The sequence below is a fragment of the Steroidobacter sp. genome (genome assembly GCF_016790065.1).
GTDB lineage: Bacteria > Pseudomonadota > Gammaproteobacteria > Steroidobacterales > Steroidobacteraceae > Steroidobacter.
Genome location: NZ_JAEUPY010000670.1, coordinates 1 through 22,332 on the forward strand (window position 1 = coordinate 1; position 22,332 = coordinate 22,332).

Sequence of the window (22,332 nt, forward strand, 5' to 3'; positions counted from 1 at the left end):
TGGCGGTGTTCACCACACTGGCCATCGTGGCCATTTTGTTGACCGAGTCGGCGGCGTTCTTCGAACACGTCACTCTGAAAGAATTCCTCACCGACACCATGTGGACGCCGCTGTTCGCGGATGCCCATTACGGCATCCTGCCGCTGGTGGCGGGCACGCTGACCACCACCATCGTGGCGTTGTTGGTGGCCGTGCCGGTGGGCACCGTCATCGCCATCTACCTGAGCGAGTTCGCGTCGCACCGGCTGCGCGAAACGGTCAAACCCATTCTCGAATTGCTGGGCGCGGTGCCGACCGTCGTGTACGGCTACTTCGCGCTGACGGCGGTGACGCCGTTGTTACAGAAGATCTTCCCCGAGTTGCCGGGCTTCAACATGCTCAGCGCCGGCTTGGTGATCGGCTTGATGATCGTGCCTTATGTCGCTTCGGTGAGCGAAGATGCGATGCGCGCGGTGCCTCGTTACATGCGCGAAGGTTCGTATGCGATGGGCGCGACGCGTTTGCAGACGGCACTGCGTGTGGTCGTGCCGGGCGCGTTCTCCGGTCTCGCCGCCGCTTTCATTCTGGGCATCTCTCGCGCTGTCGGTGAGACCATGGTGGTCGCCATCGCCGCGGGCATGCAACCGAACTTCACTTTCGATCCGCGTGAGCAGGCTGCGACCATCACCGCTTACATCGTGCAAGTGAGCCTCGGCGATCTGCCCCACGGCAGCATCGGTTATCAAAGTATTTTTGCTGCCGGTCTGGTGCTGATGTTGATCACGTTGATCTTCAACGTCATCGGCTTCTCGCTGACCCGCAAATTCCGCGAGGCGTACTAATGGCTACCACCCCTAACGCCAACGTTCCGGCGTATTTACAGCCGGACTCGATCCGCAGCGGCTTGTCGCGGCGGAAGCTGCTGGATCAGGTGTTCGTGATCCTGGGCCTGATCCTGATGTTTGCCTGCCTGGGCATTCTGGCGATCCTGTTCATGAATCTGGTGCTGGACGGCTCGGAGCGCTTCGGCTGGGACTTCTTCACCAACTTCCCGTCGCGTCGCGCCGAAAAGGCCGGCATTCTGGGCGCTTGGGTCGGCACCTCGCTGATCATGCTGGTGACCGCGTTCTGCGCGGTGCCGGTCGGTGTGGCCGCTGCCATCTATCTGGAAGAGTACGCGCCGAAGAACTGGTTCACGGCCATCATTGAAATCAACGTGACCAACCTGGCCGGCGTGCCGTCCATCGTGTACGGCCTGCTGGCGCTGGGCTTGTTCGTGTATCAGTTCGGCCTGGGGCAGAGCATCGCTGCTGCCGGCCTGACACTTGCGCTGCTGATTTTGCCCATCGTCATCGTGGCGACGCGTGAGTCGATTCGCGCCGTGCCCAAGTCGATTCGTGAAGCGGCGTACGGTCTGGGCGCGACGCGCTGGGAAGTCACCAAGGATCACGTGTTGCCGTACTCCACCGGCGGCATTCTCACCGGCATGATCCTCGGCCTGTCGCGTGCCATCGGCGAGACGGCACCCATCATTACCATCGGTGCGCTGAGTTTCATCGCGTTCTTGCCGTCCTCGCCCATCACCAGCGACTTCCCGTTCATCTCGTTTGCCTGGTTGAACGATCCGTTCACCGCCATGCCGATTCAGATGTTCAACTGGACCTCGCGACCGGATCAGGCCTTCCAGGCCAATGCCGCCGCGGCCGGCGCCATCCTGCTGGGCATGACCCTGGTCATGAACGGCGTGGCCATCTGGATTCGCTATCGCTTCCGTAAAAAGATCAACTGGTGACCACGATGGAAACAACCAATAGCCTGGTTACTCCGGAGACCACTTTGCGTAACGACGAACCCGCTCGTTCGAGCCAACCTCATGCAGGTGCGGCGACGCCTCGGGTATCCATTGCCGTCGACGACACTCGTCAGACGCGTGCCATCACCGCCGTCAAGGCGCAGGTCGACAACCTCAATTTCTACTACGGTCAGAATCGGGCGTTGAAGAACCTGTCAATTCCGATTGCGGACAAGCAGGTCACGGCGTTGATCGGTCCGTCGGGCTGCGGCAAGAGCACGTTCCTGCGTTGCTTCAACCGCATGCACGATCTGCAGCCGGATACGCGCTACGAAGGCAGCATCACGCTACATCCGGACAACATCAATCTGGTGGCGCCGGGCATCGACCCCATCGAAGTGCGCATGCGCATCGGCATGGTGTTCCAGAAGCCGAACCCGTTCCCCAAGACCATTTTCGAAAACGTCGCCTACGGTCTGCGTCTGCGCGGTGTGCGCAATCGCGCCACGCTCGCTGAAGAAGTGGAGAAGGCGCTGCGCGGCGCGGCGTTGTGGGATGAAGTGAAAGATCGCTTGCAGGATTCGGCGCTGGCGTTGTCCGGCGGTCAGATGCAGCGTCTGTGTATTGCTCGCGCGCTGGCCACCACGCCGGAAATCCTGTTGTTCGACGAGCCCACCTCGGCGCTCGATCCGATTGCCACCGCCAAGATCGAAGAGTTGATCTCGACGTTGCGCGATCAGGTCACAGTGTTGATCGTGACTCACAACATGCAACAGGCCGCGCGCGTGTCCGATTACACCGCCTTCATGTATCTCGGCGAACTGATCGAGTTCGACGAGGCCGCCAAGATCTTCACCAACCCGAGCAAGAAGGCGACCGAAGATTACATCACCGGCCGTTACGGCTGAGCGCAGGAGCGCTGCGATGGCAACTGGCATAGGCCTATCGGATCCGGTGGAAGGGCACACCGCCAAGGCATTCGATGCCGCGTTGTCCGAGCTGCGCTTGCAGATCGTCGGCATGGGCGGGCTGGTGATCGACCAGGTTTCCGCCGCCGTGCGCGCGTTGCTGGAAGGCAATGCGGCTCTGGCTCAGACCGTGCTGGCCAGAGAGCAGCGAGTCAACGAACTGGAGCGGTTCGTCGATCGTGAAGCATTTCGTTTGATCGCACTCCATCAACCCATGGCAGGTGACCTGCGCATGGCCAAAGCTGCGTCGCGCATGACCGTCGAGTTGGAGCGCGCCGGCGACGAAGCCAAGAAGATCGCCCGGTTCGCGACCCGCGTTGCCACCGGTGAGCCTCAAGGGCCGGTCCTCGCGGTTGCGCGTTACCTCCGACACATGGCGGACCTGACGACTGGCATGCTGCGCGATGCCGTTCGCTCGTTGGATGAGTCGAATGCCGATATGGCTCGCGCAGTTCGCGCCCGCGATTCGGAGCTGGATGACGAGTTTGCCGCCGCGCTGCGCCAGATTCTGACGTTGGCCATGCAGGATGCCCATTATCTGGGCGCCACCATCGATACCGTGTTCGCGCTCAAAGGCCTGGAGCGTATCGGCGATCATGCCAAGAACATTGCCGAACAAGTGCTATTCGTCGCCAGTGGCGAAGATGTGCGGCACAAGAAGCAAACCGTCGAAGCGGGCACGCCGGAGAAATAGTCTCGCGCGACATCGTATGATGCAGCTCCCTCGCCAGGACGGAGCTACGATGAGTCGCATCTCAATCCTTGCTGTCGCATGCATAGCCGTTGGCTTTCCAGCCGGGGCGGCGTTGGCGGGTGCGCAAGCGGCGGCGATATCAGCGGCAGTTCAGAAGAACGTGCCTGAGTATCTCGAGCTGCTGGGCATTCCGAACATTCCCGCTGAGCCGGCGGACATGCAACGGAACGCGGCGTTTCTCGAACAAAGTTTCCGTAAGCGCAATTTCAAAACTCAGTTGCTGGCCAGCCCGGCCGGCCGGCCGATGATCCTGGCTGAATTGAATGGTGCTCGCGCCAGCGCGGCGACGATTCTGTTCTATGCGCACTTCGACGGGCAGCCAGTGATCCACTCGGAATGGTCGCAACAGGATCCTTTCCAACCCGTCGTAAAGAAGCGCGACCAGCAGGGCGCCTGGCAAGAAGTCCCGATTGAGCGTCTAACAGCCACGCCGCTCGATCCGGAGCTGCGCGTTTTCGCGCGCTCAGCATCCGACGATAAAGCACCAATCGTCATGCTCCTCACAGCGATCGACGTGCTTCAGTCTCAGCGCAAAACGCCAGCCATCAACGTCAAAGTACTGCTGGATTCGGAAGAGGAGATCGGTTCGCCCAACTTGGGTGCGATCGTCAAAGCCAACGCGCCGTTGTTCAAAGCTGACGCCATGGTCGTGCTCGACGGCCCGTTGCATGGCTCAGGCCGGCCGACCTTGGTGTTCGGCAATCGTGGCATCACTCAAGCCACGCTCACCGTGTTCGGGCCGAGGGCGCCGCTGCACAGCGGGCACTTTGGTAACTATGTGCCGAACCCAGCACTGCGATTAGCCAAGTTGCTTGCGTCGATGAAAGACGACGACGGTCGCGTGCTGGTCGAGGGTTACTACGACGGCATCAAACTGACCGACGCCGATCGGGGCGTTCTCAAAGCCACCGGCGACGATGAGTCAGCGTTATTGAAACGAGCTGGCATCGCTCGCGCCGAGCGCGTCGGCAGCAACTATCAAGAAGCGCTTCAGTATCCGTCGCTGAACGTGCGAGGCATGGCGTCAGCGTCGGTGGGCGCTAAGGCTGCGAACATCGTGCCGAGCGAAGCCGTCGCGGAGCTCGATATTCGCACCACGCCGGAAACCGATGGCCGTCATTTGTTCGAGCTGCTGAAAAGTCACATTGAGAAGCAGGGCTATCGATTAGTCGATGCCGCGCCGACTGAAGAGCAGCGCGCGAGTAGTGACAAGCTCGCCATGTTCAAGCTCGGGGCGGTGCAAGCCGCGATGCGCATGCCAATGGATGCCCCAGTGGGGCGCTGGGCGAAGAGTGCAATGAAGTCAGCAAGCGCGCCGGAGCCCAGTAAGGATCCGGTCATTATTCGAATGATGGGAGGAACGGTGCCGACCGACGTGTTGGTCGATGCGCTTCAACAACCGTTCTTGTTGGTGCCGACCGTGAATGCCGATAACAATCAGCACACGTACGACGAGAACATGCGCTTGGGTAACTTCGTCACCGGCGCCGAGACTGTCTACAGCTTGCTGGTGACGAAGTATTCGCGCTGACGTTTAATCGCGCAGCAGCTCGTTCAAGCTGACTTTCGAGCGCGTCTGCGCATCGACGCGCTTCACGATCACTGCGCAGTACAGCGAGTGCTTGCCGTTTGCACCAGGCAGCGAGCCGGCAACCACCACCGCGCCGGCAGGCACGCGGCCGTAAGTGACTTCGTCGCGCTCGCGATCGTAAATCTTGGTGCTGGCGCCGATGAACACGCCCATGGAAATCACGGCGCCTTCTTCGACGATCACGCCTTCGACGATCTCGGAGCGAGCGCCGATGAAACAGTTGTCTTCGATGATGGTCGGGTTGGCCTGCAGCGGTTCGAGCACGCCGCCGATGCCGGCGCCGCCGGACAGGTGCACGCTCTTGCCGATCTGGGCGCAGGAGCCGACAGTGGCCCAGGTGTCCACCATGGTGCCTTCGCCGACGAACGCGCCGACGTTCACGTAAGAGGGCATCAGGATCGAGTTAGGCGACACGAACGCACCACGACGGACGATGGCGTGCGGCACGACGCGGACACCTTCGGCGCGGAAGCGCGCTTCGTCGTAATCGGAATATTTCAGCGGCACCTTGTCGAAGAACTGCGTGAAGCCGGCTTCCATGGGCCGATTGTCATAAAGCCGGAACGACAGCAGTACGGCCTTTTTCAGCCACTGATTCACCACCCACTTGCCGTCGCGCTTTTCGGCGACGCGAGCTTTGCCCGTGTCGAGCAAGGTCAAAGCTTCTTCCACCGCACCGCGCACGTCGGTGGGGGCGTTCTTGGGATTGAATTCGGCGCGACGCTCGAAGGCGTCGTCGATGATGGTTGATAGCGCAGTCATGTATACAGTGTAACCGAAACAGAGCGGTCTCCACTGACTAAAGTCAGTGGTGCCCCGTCATCATTTTCTGTTCTTGACGAAGTCTCGGATGCGCGTCGCCGCTTCGATGCATTCAGAAACCTTGGCCACGAGCGAAATGCGCACGCGCTGGGCGCCTGGATTGCCGGCTTCGGTCGGCCGAGCGATGTAGCTGCCCGGCAACACCGTGATGTTCTGTTGTTCGAACAGGCCGCGCGTGAAGCGCTCGTCGTTGTCGACTTGCGGCCACAGATAGAAGGACGCTTCCGGCATGTCGACGGCCATGGCCTCACGCAGGATGGGCAGTACCGCGGCGAACTTCTGCCGATACAAATTCCGATTCTCCAGCACATGGGCCTCGTCGTTCCAAGCGGCGATGCTGGCGAACTGGGCCGGCGGCGGCATGGCCGAGCCGTGATAGGTGCGGTAGAGCAGGAACGGCTTGATCAGCTTGGCGTCGCCCGCCACGAAACCGGACCGCAAGCCGGGCACGCTGGAACGCTTCGACAAGCTATGAAACACGATGCACCGCTCGTATGAAGTGTTACCCGCGGCGGCTGCGGCTTGTAACAAGCCGGCTGGCGGCTTGGCCTCGTCGAAGTACAGTTCGCTGTAACACTCGTCCGAGGCGATGATGAAGTTGTAACGCTCGGCCAGCTGCAGTGCCCGTTGCAAATATTCGATGCTGGCCACCGCGCCGGTGGGATTGCTGGGCGAGCACAGGAACAGGATCTGGCAACGTTGCCAAACCTCGGTGGGCACGGCATCCAGATCCGGCAATGCCGAGTGCTCGGCATCGTTGGGCATGAAGTAGGGCTCGGCCCCGGCCAGCAGCGCTGCGCCTTCATAGATTTGATAGAACGGATTGGGCATGACCAGCAGCGGTCGCTGGCTCGCATCGATGGCCACCTGCACGAATGCGAACAGTGCTTCGCGCGTGCCGTTGACCGGTAACACCATGGTGTCCGGCGACACCGACCCGGCCGGCAGTTTGAAGCGGCGTGTCAGCCAGTTCGCAATCGCTTCTCGTAACGGCGGAATACCCGCGGTCACTGGATAGCTACCGAGGCCTTCCATATTGTTAGTGAGCGCTTCGACCACCAGCGGTGGCGATGGATGGCGCGGCTCGCCGATGTACATGGCAATGTGAGCCAGATGAGCGGGCGGTTGTGCGCCGGCGAGCAGCGTCCGCAGCCGTTCGAAAGGATACGGCTGCAGCTTATTTAGAGCGGGGTTCATACGCGACGGTCGAGTGTTTCGGAAATGCTTTGCGCCAGCTGTTGTTTGGCCTGCGTGCTCAACGGACCGCCGGCGGCGTCGGTGATATAGAACACGTCTTCGGCACGCTCGCCCACGGTCATGATCTTGGAGGTGTAGATCTTCACCGCTTCGGTCATGAACACCTTGGCGACTTGGGACAACAAGCCCGGGCGGTCGCCGGCGATGATTTCGACGATGGTGCGACCGTTGACCGGATCTTCGCTGAACGTGACTTGAGTGGCGGTGGTAAACATCCGCACCTGACGAGGCGCACGGCGAGTGACGGTTACCGCCACGTTGTCGGGCTTCGACAGTGCATGCGAGAGCTGTTGCTCGATGTCACGAATGCGCGCCGGATCGGTGATCTCCGCGCCGGTGTCTTCCAGCACGTGATACACGTCGAGGCTGAAGCCATCGGCGGTCGGCGTGATGCGCGCGTCGACGATGTTCAAGCCGAGTTGATCGAGCAGGGCAGTGGTGCGCGCAAAACTATGCTGATTTTGCGGCGTATAGGTCGAGATGCCGGTGCCGCCACGACCTGACAGCTGCTGCACTGAGACCAGCGAGCCCTGCTCGTTATGATCTCGCTCCGACAGCATCTGAGTGTGCCAGGCGATTTCTTCGGGCGTATGGCGCAGGAAGTAGTCGATGGTGAATCGCTGCCACACCGACTGTCGCAGGATGTCGCCGACACCGGCGCGCGTGGTGAGATCTTTGGCGCGCGACTGGGTTTCGGCGATCAGTTCGTCTTTTTCGAGCGGGCTTTCGTGGCCGCGGCGTAATGCTTGGCGCGTGCGCTGATAGAACTCGGCGAACAGCGACGACTTCCAGTTGTTCCACAGCTTCGGATTGGTGCCGCGAACGTCCGCGACCGTCAGCACATACAGATAATCCAAGTGGGTCTGGTCGCCGACATGCTGCGCGAACTCGTTGATGACCTTCGGATCGGAAATGTCTTTCTTCTGCGCAGTAACTGACAGCTGCAGATGATTGCGTACCAGCCACGCGACCAGGCGCGCGTCGTAGCGCGACAGACCTTGCTCGAGACAGAAGGCTTCGGCATCGACCGAGCCCAGCTCGGAGTGATCGCCGCCGCGTCCCTTGGCGATGTCGTGGAAGATCGCCGCCAGATAAGCCAGCTCCGGCTTGGGCAGCGACTGCATGATGCGCGACAGGGCCGGGAACTCATGATCGTACTTGGGCATCGCGAAGCGACGCAGGTTACTGACCACGAACAACGTGTGCGCGTCGACCGTGTACGCATGAAATAAATCGTATTGCATGCGGCCGACGATGCGGCCGAACGCCGGAATGTAGCGACCCAGCACGCCGTACAGGTTCATGCGACGCAGTTCGTGCGTCACACCGACCGGCGCGCTCAGGATCTCGAAAAACAGACGATGGTTGCGCGGGTGCTGACGGAACTCTTCGTCGATCAGCCACAGATGCCGTGTCAGTTGGCGAATGGTGGACGCGCGCACGCCGCGAATCTTTTCGGAGTTCTGTTCGATGATGACGAACAGTTCCAGCATGGCCGACGGATAGCGGTCGAAGACATCTTCGCCGGTGACTTCCAGAAAGTCGTTGCGGATCTGGAAGCGCGCATTCACTGGCAGCGGCGCGACATTGGGGTCGGTGAGAATGGCTTCGCGGAACAACTGCAACAACATTTCGTTGAGCAAGCTCACGTCCATGGCCGTGCGGTAGTAGCGCTGCATGAACTGTTCGACCGCGAGCGTGTAGGTCGCGTCTTCGTAGCCGAACATTTTGGCGAGCCGGATCTGATGATCGAACAGCAATCGATCTTCGCGGCGCGATGTCAGCACGTGCAGGGCGAAACGAATCTTCCACAGAAACGCCTGCGCGGTTTTCAGTTTGCGCAACTCGCTGCGAGTCAGGAAGCCGTGTTCGACCAGCTCATCCAAGGACTCGGCGCCGAAGTGACGCTTGGCCACCCAGCCGATGGTCTGGATGTCGCGCAGGCCACCCGGGCTGGACTTCACATTGGGTTCGAGGTTGTACGCGGTGTCGTAATAACGATGGTGGCGCGCGGTCTGTTCGGCGACCTTGGCTTCGAAAAAATCGCGCGTCGGCCACACTCGCTCGGGCGCGAGCGCACGGCGCATCGCTTCGAACAACAAGTCCGGGCCCTGCAGCAGCCGAGCTTCGATCATGGTGGTCGCGACGCTCACGTCGGCGGCACTTTCGCGCTGACAATCGTCGATGGTGCGCACGCTGTGGCCCACTTCCAGGCCGATGTCCCACATGAAGGTCAGGAATTTTTCCAGCGAGCCTTGCCAAGGCGCGGATTCGCTCTTGGGCAGCAGGATCATGATGTCGATGTCGGAGCACAGGTTCAGTTCGCCGCGGCCGTAACCGCCGACGGCGATCAGCGCCACGTCGCGAACGTGTTCGCCGACATGCATCGACCAGGCTGCTTTCAACAATGCATCGACGAGGCGCGCACGGTCGCGCACCAGGCGTTCGACCGGTTCGTCATCCAGAAAGCGTTGCTTGAGACGGTTGTCGCCCTCGGTGAGGGCGTTACGAAAGGTGGCGATGTCTTGCTGCTGCGAGCTCAGTGAAGGCTGCAGCGTGGCGAGGTAATCCCACGGCGGGTCGCTCACCGCGGTGGCGAGCTCTTCCAAGTCATCCGGCGTGACTACGGGCATCTAACCAACTTAAGGCCAAAGAAGGCCGCCATGATACTCAGCGCTGGGTCGCGCTGAGTGTGAGCACTTCGTAGCCGGTGTCAGTCACTAAGACCGTGTGTTCCCACTGTGCGGACAAGGAGTGATCCTTGGTAATGACGGTCCAGCCGTCGGGCAGCAGCCGTACGTGGCGTTTGCCGGCGTTCACCATGGGCTCGACCGTGAAGGTCATGCCGGCAACCAGCTCGACGCCGCGGCCTCGCTCACCATAATGCAGTACCTGAGGATCTTCGTGGAAGATTCGGCCGATGCCGTGTCCGCAGTACTCCCGCACGATCGACAAGTGTTGAGGTTCGACGAAGGCCTGGATGGATGCACCAAGATCGCCCAGCCGCGCGCCGGGGCGGATCTGGCGAATACCGGTCCACATGGCTTCATAAGTAATGTCGATCAGCCGCTGGGCAGCCGGTGCAATCTTGCCCACCGGGTACATGCGGCTGGTATCGCCGTGCCAGCCATCCTTGATGACGGTCACGTCCAGATTGACGATGTCGCCCTGTTTCAGGCGTTTGTCCGGGCTCGGGATGCCATGGCACACCACGTGGTTCACGGAGGTGCAGATGGACTTGGGAAAGCCGCGGTAATTCAAGGGGGCCGGCACTGCCTTCTGCACATTGACGATGTAGTCATGGCAGCGAGCATTGAGCTCCTCGGTGGTGACGCCGGGCACTACATACGGGCCGATCATGTCGAGCACGTCGGCGGCCAGGCGGCCGGCAATGCGCATCTGTTCCTGTTCGGCGGGGGATTTGATCGTCACCTGCATGGCGTGGGGGGTGGAGCTCTGACTGGCGGCGGTGGCCGTGGGTTCGTTATCACGCGCCGTGGAGCGGCGGTGCAGGGATTGCAACAGCCCACGCATCATGGGCTTGCGGCTTCAAGGAAAAAGTTGTGAACGATCATGGAGTTTATGGTATAAAGCGCGCGTTTTTTTGGCAATGAATCTCTTTCTTCTTTAACTGAATTCTCACACTTGACCGACACAGGCGGCGGGGTGCTCGTAACAGCTCTTTCTTAATTGAAAGAAATTACGGGTCGTCGACTGGGGCAAGTGGAGGCTCAACCCCTTAGGAGTTTTGTGATGACCAGCGTGTCTATGCGACAGATGCTGGAAGCGGGCGTTCATTTCGGACACCAAACCCGCTTCTGGAACCCGAAGATGGCTCCTTTTATCTTCGGCGAGCGTAACCGAATCCATATCATCAACCTCGAAAAGACCCTGCCGTTGTACAACGAGGCAGCAGGTTTCATCCGCCAGGTCGTGGCGGACGGTGGCCGCGTGCTGTTCGTCGGCACCAAGCGTTCGGCCCGCGAGGCGGTGAAGACAGCGGCGCGCCGCGCCGGCATGCCTTATGTCAGCCACCGTTGGTTGGGTGGCATGCTCACCAATTTCAAGACCGTGCGCGGTTCCATCAAGCGTCTGACCAATCTGGACGAGATGGCCACCAACGGTCAGCTCGAACAGCACAGCAAGCGCGAGGCCCAGGGCCTGCGTCGCGAGCGTGAGAAGCTCGAGCGCAGCCTCGGCGGCATCAAAGAGATGGAGTCGCTGCCGGACGTGCTGTTCGTGATCGACGTCGGTCACGAAAAGATCGCGATTCACGAAGCCAAGAAGCTGGGCATCCCGGTGGTCGCCATCGTCGACACCAATTGCACCCCGGATGACGTCGATTACGTCGTGCCGGGTAACGACGACGCCATGCGCGCCATTTCGCTGTACGCCGAAGGCGTCGCGGATGCAGTGCTGGACGGCCGTTCGGCGCAGCCGGAAGTGCCGGCGGGCGAAGACGAGTTCGTCGAGCTGGACGAGGAAGGCAAGCCCAAGCCCAAGGCCGCTGGCGCGCCTGCCGCGCGTCGCGATCGCAAGCCGGCTCAGGTCAAGAAGAAAACCCCGACGCGCCGTCGCGCGCCGGAGAAGATGGCTGAAGGTCAGGTCGAAGAAGTGGTGGCTGCCGAGGTCGATGACGTCGAAGGCGACGTGTCGCCCGAAGAGTTCATGGCCCGTCGTCAGGCGGCGCTGGCCAAGCGCAAGCCGACTGCTGGCACTCCGGCTGACGCGGCCGCTCCGGCTGCAGCTGCCACGCCCGCCACCCCGGGCACTGGCACGGCTGCGGAGTAATTGATCCATGGCCGTAACAGCTGAAGCCGTTAAGACCCTGCGCGAACGTACCGGCGCAGGCATGATGGAATGTAAGAAGGCGCTGGTCGAAGCCAATGGCGACCTGGACGCCGCCGCGGAAGCCATGCGTAAGGCCGGTCTGGCCAAGGCCGACAAGAAGGCCTCGCGCGTCGCCGCCGAAGGTGTGATCGTTCTGGAGCGTTCGGCCGACGGCAAGCGTGCCGCCATCGTCGAAGTGAACTGCGAGACGGACTTCGTCGCGCGTGAGAAGGACTTCCAGAACTTCGCCAGTGCGGTTGCCAAGGTGGTGCTCGAGCAGCGTCCGGCCGATGTGGCCGCGCTGGGCGAGAAGGCCATTCCGGGCGGCCAGAGCGTCGAGGAAACGCGCCGTGTGCTGATCGCCAAGATTGGCGAGAACATCAGCGTGCGTCGCTTCCAGATCGCCGAAGCTCCGGCGGTGGTCGGTGCTTACCTGCACGGCACCCGCATCGGTGCCTTGGTGGTGATGAAGTCTGGTGACGACGCCGTCGCCAAGGACATCGCCATGCACGTGGCGGCCATCAACCCGGCGCGGGTCACTGCGGCAGAAGTGCCGGCCGAAGAAGTTGCCAAGGAAAAGGGCATCTTCATCGACCAGGCCGCGCAGGACCCGAAGAACGCCGGCAAGCCGCGCGAGCTGCTGGAAAAGATCGTCGAAGGCAAGGTCCGCAAGTGGCTGAACGAAGTCACGCTGCTGGGTCAGCCGTTCGTCAAGGACGACAAGCAGACGGTCGAGCAGTACCTGAAAAAGGCGGGCGGCGAAGTGCTGTCCATCGTGCGTTACGAAGTCGGCGCCGGCATCGAGAAGAAGCAGGAAGATTTCGCCGAGGAAGTGCGCAAACAGGTCGAAAGCGCCAAGAAGGCGTAAGCTGCATGTCTAGTGCAACCCGAGGGTACAGGATGTACCCCGCCGCCGTAGGTGGCGGCGAGAGGTAAAAGTCACGCCTTTTACCGACTCGCGCGAGGGTCGTGGCAGGATGCCCGAGCCCGAGCTTGAAACAAGAACCCCGCCTCGGCGGGGTTCTTTATAATGGCCGGCAAGAATTTCTGAATGAAGGTTTTCATGGCAGCCACTCCCGCCAATATCGCTCCCAACGGCCTGCGCCGCATCCTCCTCAAGCTGTCCGGCGAGGCGCTGATGGGCGATGAGGATTACGGCATCGATCCCAAGTTTCTGAAGCGCGTGGCGATGGAGATCCGCGAGGTGATGAGCCTCGGCATGCAGGTAGCGGTGGTGATCGGCGGCGGCAACATCTTCCGGGGCGCCGGCCTGGCGCGAGCCGGCATGGACCGCGTCACCGGCGATCACATGGGCATGCTGGCCACGGTGATGAACTCGCTGGCCATGCAGGATGCGATCGAGGCGCTCGGCATGTATGCGCGCGTGATGTCGGCTATCCGGATCAACGAGGTCTGCGAGGAATACATCCGCCGCCGCGCCGTTCGTCACCTGGAAAAAGGTCGCGTCTGTATTCTCGCGGCCGGTACCGGCAATCCGTTCTTCACCACCGATACAGCCGCCTCGTTGCGCGCCATCGAGATCGAAGCGGATCTGTTGCTCAAGGCCACCAAGGTCAACGGCATCTATAACGACGATCCGATGAAGAATCCGAATGCCACGCGCTACACGCGCCTGACCTTCGACAAGGTGCTGACCGATCGTTTGAACGTGATGGACGCTACCGCCATCGTCATGTGCCGCGACAACAACTTGCCGCTGCGCGTATTCGATTTGAACACTCCCGGCGAGCTGCTGCGTATCGTGCGCGGTGAAGACGTCGGCACATTAGTCACTAACGGCTAATCTGGAGAATTTCCATGCTGGACGACGTAAAAAAAGATGCCATCGAGCGCATGTCGAAATGTGTGCTGGCGTTCAAGAACGAGCTCAAGCGGCTGCGCACCGGACGCGCCTCGCCGAGCTTGCTCGAACACATTCGTGTCGAGTACTACGGCAATGAAGTGCCGTTGAATCAGGTGGCCAACATCGCGCTGGAAGATGCGCGCACCATCACCGTGACGCCGTGGGAAAAGACCATGGTGCAAGTGATCGAAAAGGCCATCATGAAGTCCGATCTGGGCTTGAATCCGAACACCGCCGGCACTGTGATTCGCGTGCCGATGCCGCCGCTCACCGAAGAGCGTCGTAAGGATCTCACCAAGGTCGTGCGTCACGAAGCCGAGAACGCGCGCGTCGCGGTTCGTAACGTGCGTCGCGACGTGAACACCGAGATCAAGGACATGCTCAAGGAAAAGCTGCTGTCGCAGGACGACGAGCGTCGTGCCCAGGACGAAGTGCAGAAGCTCACCGACAAGCACGTGGCCGACATCGAGCAGGTGCTGCAGGAAAAAGAAAAAGAGCTGATGCAGATTTAAGGCACTGCGCAGAGCTGTGGTGAAGAATTCAAGTTCCGGCGGCATCCCGCGACATATCGCGGTGATCATGGATGGCAACGGCCGTTGGGCCGCGGCGCGTGCTCTGCCGCGCACCGCGGGTCATGGCATGGGCGTGCGTTCGGTGAAGCAGGTCGTCGAGGCCTGCGCCAAGCGGGAAGTCGAAGTACTCACGTTGTTCGCGTTCTCCAGCGAGAACTGGCAGCGGCCGCGCGAAGAAGTATCGATGCTGATGAATCGATTCCTCGAAGCGCTCGATGAGGAGATCGAAGGCCTGCACAAGAACGGCCTGCGGTTGCACTTCATCGGCAATCTGGCGCAGCTGTCGACGGCGCTGCGTGAACGCATGGAAGCGGCCATGAAACTCACTGCCAACAATACCGGCATGGTGTTGGTGATCGCGGTCGCCTACGGCGGTCGCTGGGATCTGGCCACGGCGGCTCGGGAACTTGCGCGCCGTTGTGCTGCCGGAGAATTACAGAGCGACGCCATCGATGAGGCGGCGCTCGGCGGCGAGCTGGCCCTGGCCGGCTTGCCGGATCCGGATTTGCTCATCCGCACCGGCGGCGAACAGCGCATCAGCAACTTCTTGTTGTGGAATCTGGCTTATACCGAGCTGTACTTCTGCGACACGCTGTGGCCGGACTTCGGCGCGCGCGAGCTGGATGTCGCCATCGAGCATTTCTCGCGCCGGCAACGGCGTTATGGTCTGACGCCGGGCCAGGCGGGGACGCGCTGATGCTTCGCCAGCGGGTGATTACAGCGCTGGTGCTGGCTCCGTTCGTCCTGCTGTGCATTCTTTGGGTTCCGCATCCGGTCACCGCCGCCGTGCTGGCTTTGCTGGTGGCGGCGGGTGCCTGGGAATGGTCGGCGTTTCCCGGCTTCACCCACGGTTCAGCTCGTTGGGCTTACGTAGCATTCATTGCTGCTTGCGTGGCGCTGCTCGGGTACCTCGGTGTTTACAGCGTTCAAGCCGATCTGTTGTTACATGCCTCGTTGCTGTGGTGGGTCGTGGCGCTGCTGTGGATAGCCTTCGCTCCCGGCAACGTGAATCGCACTACGGCGACCATCGCCGGTGTGTTTGCCCTGGTGCCGGTGTGGATCGCGCTGGTGCGCTTGCATGGCCAGAGTGGCTGGGGCCCGCAACTGATGTTGTTTCTATTGCTGCTGGTGGTGGCGGCGGACGTCGGCGCATATTTCGCCGGTCGCGCCTTCGGCAAGCACAAACTGGCTCCCAAGGTCAGCCCGGGCAAAACCTGGGAAGGCGTGGGCGGGGGCTTGCTGGGAGCGGCGGCGATGGCTGCGCTCGGCGTATGGTGGTTCAACATGGCTGCAGTGCCGTTCATGGCGTTGTGTATCGTGGTCGCGATTGCTTCGGTGGTCGGCGACCTGACCGAAAGCATGTTCAAGCGTCACGCCGGCTTGAAGGACAGCGGCAACCTGCTGCCCGGCCACGGCGGCGTGCTCGATCGCGTCGACAGCGTGACTGCCGCTGCGCCGGTGTTCGTCATTGGCCTGGAGGGTTTGGGGTTGTTGCGATGACTCGCCTGAGAGTCGCGGTCCTCGGTTCCACCGGCAGCATCGGCCTGAGCACGCTGGACGTGCTGGCCCGTCATCCCGATCGTTTCGAAGTGTTCGCGCTGACTGCGCACAGCAATGTGGCGCGGTTGCGTGAGCAATGCCTTGCCCATCGTCCGCAATTTGCCGTTGTGGTCGACGCGGCCGCGGCCGGCAAGCTCAGCGCCGATTTGCTCAGCGCGGGCAGCAGCACACGCGTGCTGGTCGGCGAGGGCGCTCTGAGTGAAGTTGCCGCTCATGAACAAGTCGACGCCGTGATGGCGGCGATCGTGGGGGCCGCCGGACTACGTTCCAGCCTGGCCGCCGCTCAAGCCGGCAAGCGGATCATGCTGGCGAACAAGGAAGCCCTGGTCATGTCCGGGCCCTTGTTCATGAATGCCGTCCGCGAAGGCGGCGCGACCTTGTTGCCGGTGGATAGCGAGCACAATGCGGTGTTCCAGTGCATGAGCGGCCCGGGCGCCACCCAAGCGGGTGTCACGCGAGCCGATGTGCGCCGAGTCCTGCTCACCGCGTCCGGCGGCCCGTTTCTGCGGACCCCGGCCAGCGCGTTACGCGCCGTGACCCCCGAACAAGCCTGTGCCCACCCGCGTTGGGTGATGGGACGGAAAATTTCGGTGGATTCGGCCACGTTGATGAACAAGGGACTGGAGCAGATCGAGGCCTGTTTGTTGTTCGCGCTGCCGCCGGCGCAAGTCGAGGTGGTGGTGCATCCGCAGAGCATCGTGCACTCGCTGGTCGAATACATCGACGGCTCGATGTTGGCGCAACTGGGCAATCCCGACATGCGCACCCCGATCGCGCATGCGCTCGGCTGGCCGGAGCGCATCGCCTCCGGTGTAGAATCCCTGGATATTTTGCGGGCCGCGCGGCTGGATTTCGAAGCGCCCGATGCGGCTCGGTTCCCTTGTTTGGGGCTGGCGCGAGCGGCGGCGGAGGCGGGTGGTACGGCACCGGCCGTGTTGAACGCCGCCAACGAAGTTGCTGTCGAAGCTTTTTTACAGCGCCGGCTGTCATTCCTGGAGATTCCGGAAGTGATCGAGCGCGTGCTGGCGCGTCACACGACGCAGCCGGCGGATTCGCTCGACGATGTGTTGAGCGCAGATGACTGGGCGCGCCACGAGGCGCATGCGGCCCTTACGGCTGCCGCAGGAGTGTGTGCATGATTTCCACCAACAGTCCCCTGGAAGTGTTGATCGCCATCGCCGCGTTCATCGTCGCCATCGGCGTGCTGGTCGCGGTCCATGAGTTCGGTCACTACTGGGTGGCACGCCGCCTCGGCATCAAGGTGCTGCGTTTTTCCATCGGCTTCGGCAAGCCGCTGTGGCAAAAGGTCGGGCGCGACCAGGACCAGGTCGAATATGTGATCGCCGCCATTCCGCTGGGCGGCTATGTGAAATTGCTGGATGAGCGCGAAGGCAATGTGCCGGATGCCGATCTGCCGCGCGCCTTCAATCGTCAGCCGGTCTGGAAACGCATCGCCGTGTTGTTGGCCGGCCCGGCGTTCAACCTGATTTTCGCAGTGTTTCTGTATTGGATTCTGTTCACCGCCGGAGTCCCGGCGCTGCGTCCCATCATCGGCGAAGTGGCGCCTGACTCGATTGCCGCGCGCGCCGGCCTGCAATACGAAGATCAGATCATCGGGGTTGCGGGCAAGCCTACCGAGACTCTGGAAGCAGCCACGCTCGGCATTCTCGAAGACCTGACCGACGACGGCACCATCCACATGCGCGTGCGCGGCGTGGATGGCAACGAACGCGATCTGGCATTGATTGCCGGTGACCGCAGCCGTGAGCTGACGCAGCCCGAAGCGCTGTTGCCGGGCCTGGGCTTCGATCTATGGCAGCCCAAAGTGCCGGCGGTGGTGGCCACCGTGATGGCCGATTCCGCCGCCGCCCGCGCCGGTCTGCAGCCTGGCGATCAGATCGTGAAATTCGACGAGCAGCCGATCGCCGACTTCAATCAATTGGTGGGACTGGTGAAGCCCAATCCGGGCCGCCAGGTCACGCTGGAGATTCGCCGGAACGGCGAGCTGCAAAGCCTGCCGGTCACCATCGGTGAGAACTCCGCCGGCGGCCGCACCGTCGGTCTGATCGGCGTCACGCCGGTCAACCAGCCCATCGAAACCGGCCGGACCGCCCAGGACTTGTTCACCCTGCAGAAATACGGCGTGATCGGCTCGATCGGCCAGGCTGCCGTCAAGACTTGGGACACCTCGGTGTTCACCTTGCGGATCGTCGGCCGAATCGTCACCGGCAATGTATCCTTGAAGGCGATTTCCGGACCGATCAGCATTGCCGAAACCACCGGCTTCGCGGCTCGGCAGGGCTGGCGCATCTTCCTGAGTACCCTGGCGCTGATCAGCATCAGCTTGGGCGTGCTCAATTTATTGCCGATTCCGATTCTGGACGGCGGACAGATCGTGTATCAGCTGGCGGAACTGGTGAAGGGCCGGCCGGTCTCAGAACGAGCACAGTTGCTCGGCCAGCAGATCGGGATCGCGATGTTGATCCTGATGATGACGCTGGCCTTCTACAACGACATCGCGCGGCATCTGAATTGACCCTGATGCATATGATGCAGGGTAGGGGCATTGCCGGCCCGTTCCAATGACAAATCTGGCCAACGAGAAAATAGGGGCATAGGGCTGATGCGGTTGAAGTCCATCATCCACGCGACGCTCGCGGTCGCAGCGGCAGGCGCGTTGCCAGGCGTTTGGCAGGGCGTGGCCGTCGCGCAGGTTGCCGCTTCGCAATCCACGTTTACAGTCGGCGATATCCGTATCGAAGGCTTGCAGCGCATTTCCGAAGGCACGGTCTATAACTATCTGCCGGTGAACATCGGCGACCAGATCGATCAGCGCCGCATTCAGGAAGCGCTGCGTGCCATGTACAACACCGGCTTCTTCCGCGACGTCGAAGTGCGTCGCGACGGCGGCACGCTGGTGATCGCGGTGACCGAACGGCCCTCCATCGAAAGTTTCGAGATCAAGGGCAACAAGGACATCAAGACCGAAGACTTGCAGAAGTCGTTGCGCAACGTCGGTCTGGCCACCGGCAAGACCTTCGACCAGTCGGTGCTGGATGAGGTCAAGCAATACCTCACCGACCAATATTTCTCGCGCGGCAAGTACGCGGTGCGCATCGACACCAAAGTCGAAGAAGTGCCCGGTAACAAGGTCAAGCTGACCATCGATGTGAACGAAGGCAAGCGCGCGCGCATTCGCCAGATCAACATCGCCGGCAATAGCGCGTTCAGCGACGAAGATCTGCAGGAAGAGTTCGAGCTCAACACGCCCAACTGGTTGTCCTGGTACAAACAGGACGATCGTTATTCGCGCGAATCTTTGTCCGGCGATCTGGAGAAGCTGCGCTCGTACTACATGGATCGCGGCTACGCCAACTTCCATGTGACGTCCACTCAAGTGGCCATCGCGCCGGAGAAGGACGACATCTTCGTCACGGTGAACGTGGAAGAGGGCGATGTTTTCAAGATTTCCGAGATCAAGATGGCCGGCAACATGGTCGTGCCCGAGGCCGAACTGCGCCGCATGATCTTCTTGAAGCCGGGCGACACTTATTCGCTGCGCCAGATCACTGCCACTCAGGAAGCGATGAAGTTGCGCCTGGGCGTGGACGGTTATGCGTTCGCCACCGTCGATCCGGTGCCGACGCCCAACAACGAAACCAAGGAAATTTCCCTGACGTTCGTGGTCGATCCGAAAAATCGCGTGTATGTGCGTCGTGTGAATTTCAACGGCACCTCGGGCGTCAACGACGAAGTGTTCCGTCGCGAAATGCGTCAGTTCGAAGGCGCGTATCTGTCCAACACCGCGGTGGAACGTTCCAAACAACGTATCCAGCGTCTGCCGTTCATCCAGAAGGTGAACGTGGACACCAATCAAGTGCCGGGCGCGGCCGACTTGGTGGACGTCGATTTCCAGATCGAAGAGGGCCTGCCGGGTCAGTTCGGCGGCGGCATCGGTTACTCCGAGTCGCAGTCGGTGATCTTGAACGGCAACTTCGTGCACTCCAATTTCATGGGCACCGGCAATCGTATCGCCATGGAGATCAACTCCGGTCGCTACGCCAAAGCGTTCACGTTCTCGCACACCGATCGTTACACCACTATCGATGAAGTGCAGCGGACCATCTCGGCCGGCTATCGCGACGTCACTCAGTTCACGTCCGCGACGTCGGACTTCGACACCACCACCATCACGCTCGGCATCAACTACGACTGGCCGATCACCGAGTATCAGTATCTCGGCGTCGGTTTGACGGCGCAGCGCGCCGAACTGGTGACCAGCCAAGGCGGCAGCGCGGAGCAGGCCACCGAGTGGGTGCGTTCGAACGGCAACACGCGCACGCGTTGCGTCGACGTATACGGCGACGGCATCTGTTCGCCGGGCGTCAGCTCGGGCGATTACTACCTTTACAGCAGCAACTTCGACACGCTCGAATTGAATCTCGGCTGGCGTTACGACTCACGTAACCGCGCCATCTTTGCCGACCGCGGTGCACGTCATCGTTTCAATGTCGGTTACACGGTGCCGGGCAGCGACGTGGAGTTCTGGACGGCGTCGTACGATTACCTGCAGTTCATCCCCATCTGGAAGAGCCTGACCTTGATGTTCAACGTCGAGCTGGCCTACGGCGAGGCGCTGGGCGACACCACGGCGTTGCCGCCATATCGCCAGTATTTCGGCGGCGGCCCCGATTCGGTGCGCGGTTTCCGCGAAAGCCGGCTCGGTCCCAAGGACAACTTCGGCCGGCCCTACGGCGGCAACATCAAGACCATCGCACAGACCGAGCTGCTGCTGCCGATGCCGGAAAAATGGCGTAACAGTGCCCGCTTCAGCCTGTTCTACGACCTCGGCAACGTGTTCTCCAACCAGGACATCAAGTTCTACGGGCCGAGCATCGACGGCACGCAGAAGGCACTGGACTATGGCTTCAGTTATGATCAGCTCCGCGCGTCGGCGGGCTTGGCCGTGCAGTGGTTGGCACCGCTGGGCGTGTTCCGGTTCAGTTACGCGATCCCGCTGAAGAAGGTGAGCGGCGATACCGTCGATCACTACGGCGATGAGACCGAGGGCTTCCAGTTCTCCATCGGTCAAGCGTTTTGATTCGGTCAGTTCGATGGCGCCCTGGGTCGGTTTACATATAACGAGACTTTTCGGAGTTGGATACATGGCACGTTTGAGCATTCCCGCGTTTTTGCTGGCACCGCTGGCGCTGTCGGTAGCTTTGTTCGCGCCCACAGCCGGCGCCCAGACGCAGCTGAAGATCGCCGTGGTCAACGTGCCGCGGCTGCTGGAGGAGGCGCCGCAGGCCAAGGCAGCCATGCAGGCCATGCAGGATGAGTTCGCCCCGCGGCAGCGCGAAATGGCGGCTCAGCAGAAAGATCTGAAGGCCAAAGAAGAGAAGTTGGGGCGCGACGGCGCCGTGATGGCCGAGAACGAGCGTCGCAATTCCGAAAAGGACCTGCGCGAAGGTCAGCGCGATCTGGCTCGCAAACAGAATGAATATGTCGAAGACCTGAACGTGCGCCGTAACGAGGAGCTGGGCAAGTTGCAGCGTTCCTTGCTGCAGGAAGTGCAGACCTTTGCGCGTGCTTCGGGCTACGACCTGGTGGTCGGCGATGGCGTGTTGTTCGTCAACGAGTCGCTCGACATCACCCCGCAAGTGCTGAGCGCGCTGCAGGCTCGCGCCAAGACCGGCGGCGTCAAGCCGGCCGCTCCGCCCGCCAAGCCCGCCGCTCCGCCGGCGAAGCAGTAACTCCATGAACACCAGCAAGCGCCTCCCGACTGGGTTGCGCCTCTGAGCCGGGCGACGGCGATGGCCACGCAGCCCGGCCTCAGCCTGGGCGAACTCGCCGTCCGCTTTGGCTGTGTTCTGAAAGGCGATCCCGACCGACGAGTGTCGCGGGTCGCCGCCTTGGAGAGTGCGGACGCCGCGTCCGTCACTTTCCTGGCCAATCCCCGTTATCGCCGCCACCTGGAACACACCCAGGCAGGCGTGGTCGTGCTCGATCCGAAGCTGGCTGACGCTTGTCCGGTGAATGCGTTGCTGGCCAAGAATCCGTATGCGACATATGCACGGATCGCCGCGCTGTTATATCCACCGCCGTCGGCACCAGCGGGACGTCATGCGAGCGCGGTGGTCGATGCATCGGCTCAGATCGATCCGAGTGCTGCCATCGGGCCACATACCGTCATCGGCGCGAGAGTGAAGATCGGAGCGCGTGCCGTCATCGGTCCGGGCTGCGTCGTGATGGACGACGTGAACATCGGCGACGACACCCGACTCACCGCGAACATCACGTTGTGTCACGGCGTGAGCGTCGGCAGTCGTTGTATTTTTCAGCC

The 22,332-nt window shown here is 61.6% G+C and carries 19 protein-coding genes and 1 pseudogene; 16 read left to right on the forward strand and 4 right to left on the reverse strand.

The window, feature by feature from the left end:
* The 5 genes from pstC to JNL55_RS27620 all read left to right on the forward strand — a co-directional run.
* On the forward strand, positions 1-821 hold an 821-nt coding region (gene pstC, locus JNL55_RS27600; RefSeq protein ID WP_293862252.1), incomplete at its 5' end, for a phosphate ABC transporter permease subunit PstC.
* Positions 821-1,771 carry a phosphate ABC transporter permease PstA gene (gene pstA, locus JNL55_RS27605; protein ID WP_293862255.1) on the forward strand — a complete coding sequence of 317 codons (951 nt, stop codon included), beginning with the start codon at positions 821-823 and terminating at the stop codon, positions 1,769-1,771. The genes pstC and pstA, both read left to right, overlap by 1 nt.
* A gap of 5 nt (positions 1,772-1,776) precedes the next feature.
* Positions 1,777-2,679, forward strand: a complete 903-nt coding sequence (gene pstB / locus JNL55_RS27610; RefSeq protein ID WP_293862259.1) for a phosphate ABC transporter ATP-binding protein PstB — start codon at positions 1,777-1,779, stop codon at positions 2,677-2,679.
* 16 nt (positions 2,680-2,695) lie between these two features.
* A complete protein-coding gene (gene phoU / locus JNL55_RS27615) occupies positions 2,696-3,433 on the forward strand; it encodes a phosphate signaling complex protein PhoU (protein WP_293862262.1) in 738 nt (245 codons plus the stop codon).
* Positions 3,434-3,482: 49 nt separating this feature from the next.
* The gene (locus JNL55_RS27620; RefSeq protein ID WP_293862265.1) at positions 3,483-5,024 is read left to right on the forward strand and encodes a M20/M25/M40 family metallo-hydrolase; all 1,542 of its coding nucleotides are present in this window, start codon (positions 3,483-3,485) and stop codon (positions 5,022-5,024) included.
* A gap of 3 nt (positions 5,025-5,027) precedes the next feature.
* Here JNL55_RS27620 and dapD read toward each other — a convergent pair whose 3' ends face one another.
* The 4 genes from dapD to map are packed head-to-tail and all read right to left on the reverse strand — an operon-like array spanning position 5,028 to position 10,601.
* Positions 5,028-5,846 carry a 2,3,4,5-tetrahydropyridine-2,6-dicarboxylate N-succinyltransferase gene (gene dapD / locus JNL55_RS27625; protein ID WP_293862268.1) on the reverse strand — a complete coding sequence of 273 codons (819 nt, stop codon included), beginning with the start codon at positions 5,844-5,846 and terminating at the stop codon, positions 5,028-5,030.
* A 60-nt stretch (positions 5,847-5,906) separates the two neighbouring features.
* Positions 5,907-7,103, reverse strand: a complete 1,197-nt coding sequence (dapC, locus tag JNL55_RS27630; RefSeq protein ID WP_293862271.1) for a succinyldiaminopimelate transaminase — start codon at positions 7,101-7,103, stop codon at positions 5,907-5,909.
* Positions 7,100-9,796, reverse strand: a complete 2,697-nt coding sequence (gene glnD / locus JNL55_RS27635; protein ID WP_293862274.1) for a [protein-PII] uridylyltransferase — start codon at positions 9,794-9,796, stop codon at positions 7,100-7,102. The genes dapC and glnD overlap by 4 nt, the downstream gene beginning before the upstream one ends.
* 37 nt (positions 9,797-9,833) lie before the next feature.
* Complete coding sequence (gene map / locus JNL55_RS27640) at positions 9,834-10,601, reverse strand: type I methionyl aminopeptidase (RefSeq protein WP_415923177.1); 768 nt, start codon at positions 10,599-10,601, stop codon at positions 9,834-9,836.
* Between the two features lie 315 nt (positions 10,602-10,916).
* Between map and rpsB the strand changes: the two are divergent.
* The 11 genes and pseudogenes from rpsB to JNL55_RS27695 all read left to right on the forward strand — a co-directional run.
* Positions 10,917-11,651, forward strand: a pseudogene (gene rpsB, locus JNL55_RS27645) (30S ribosomal protein S2); the annotation flags it as partial.
* A 310-nt stretch (positions 11,652-11,961) separates the two neighbouring features.
* On the forward strand, positions 11,962-12,861 hold the full coding sequence (gene tsf, locus JNL55_RS27650) for a translation elongation factor Ts (protein ID WP_293862279.1): 900 nt from the start codon (positions 11,962-11,964) through the stop codon (positions 12,859-12,861).
* 195 nt (positions 12,862-13,056) lie between these two features.
* Positions 13,057-13,797 carry a UMP kinase gene (gene pyrH / locus JNL55_RS27655; RefSeq protein WP_293862282.1) on the forward strand — a complete coding sequence of 247 codons (741 nt, stop codon included), beginning with the start codon at positions 13,057-13,059 and terminating at the stop codon, positions 13,795-13,797.
* A gap of 14 nt (positions 13,798-13,811) precedes the next feature.
* Positions 13,812-14,369 (forward strand): ribosome recycling factor, encoded by a 558-nt coding sequence (frr, locus tag JNL55_RS27660; protein ID WP_293862285.1) that lies wholly within the window; start codon positions 13,812-13,814, stop codon positions 14,367-14,369.
* Positions 14,370-14,388: 19 nt separating this feature from the next.
* Positions 14,389-15,126, forward strand: a complete 738-nt coding sequence (uppS, locus tag JNL55_RS27665) for a polyprenyl diphosphate synthase (protein ID WP_293862288.1) — start codon at positions 14,389-14,391, stop codon at positions 15,124-15,126.
* A complete protein-coding gene (locus tag JNL55_RS27670; RefSeq protein ID WP_293862291.1) occupies positions 15,126-15,929 on the forward strand; it encodes a phosphatidate cytidylyltransferase in 804 nt (267 codons plus the stop codon). The genes uppS and JNL55_RS27670 overlap by 1 nt, the downstream gene beginning before the upstream one ends.
* The gene (gene ispC / locus JNL55_RS27675) at positions 15,926-17,128 is read left to right on the forward strand and encodes a 1-deoxy-D-xylulose-5-phosphate reductoisomerase (protein ID WP_293862294.1); all 1,203 of its coding nucleotides are present in this window, start codon (positions 15,926-15,928) and stop codon (positions 17,126-17,128) included. The genes JNL55_RS27670 and ispC overlap by 4 nt, the downstream gene beginning before the upstream one ends.
* Positions 17,125-18,525, forward strand: a complete 1,401-nt coding sequence (gene rseP / locus JNL55_RS27680) for an RIP metalloprotease RseP (RefSeq protein ID WP_293862297.1) — start codon at positions 17,125-17,127, stop codon at positions 18,523-18,525. The genes ispC and rseP overlap by 4 nt, the downstream gene beginning before the upstream one ends.
* Before the next feature lie 93 nt (positions 18,526-18,618).
* The gene (gene bamA / locus JNL55_RS27685) at positions 18,619-21,090 is read left to right on the forward strand and encodes an outer membrane protein assembly factor BamA (RefSeq protein WP_293862300.1); all 2,472 of its coding nucleotides are present in this window, start codon (positions 18,619-18,621) and stop codon (positions 21,088-21,090) included.
* 64 nt (positions 21,091-21,154) lie between these two features.
* A complete protein-coding gene (locus tag JNL55_RS27690; RefSeq protein WP_293862303.1) occupies positions 21,155-21,742 on the forward strand; it encodes an OmpH family outer membrane protein in 588 nt (195 codons plus the stop codon).
* 60 nt (positions 21,743-21,802) lie between these two features.
* A partial coding sequence (locus JNL55_RS27695) for an LpxD N-terminal domain-containing protein (protein WP_293862306.1) occupies positions 21,803-22,332 on the forward strand: 530 nt, incomplete at its 3' end.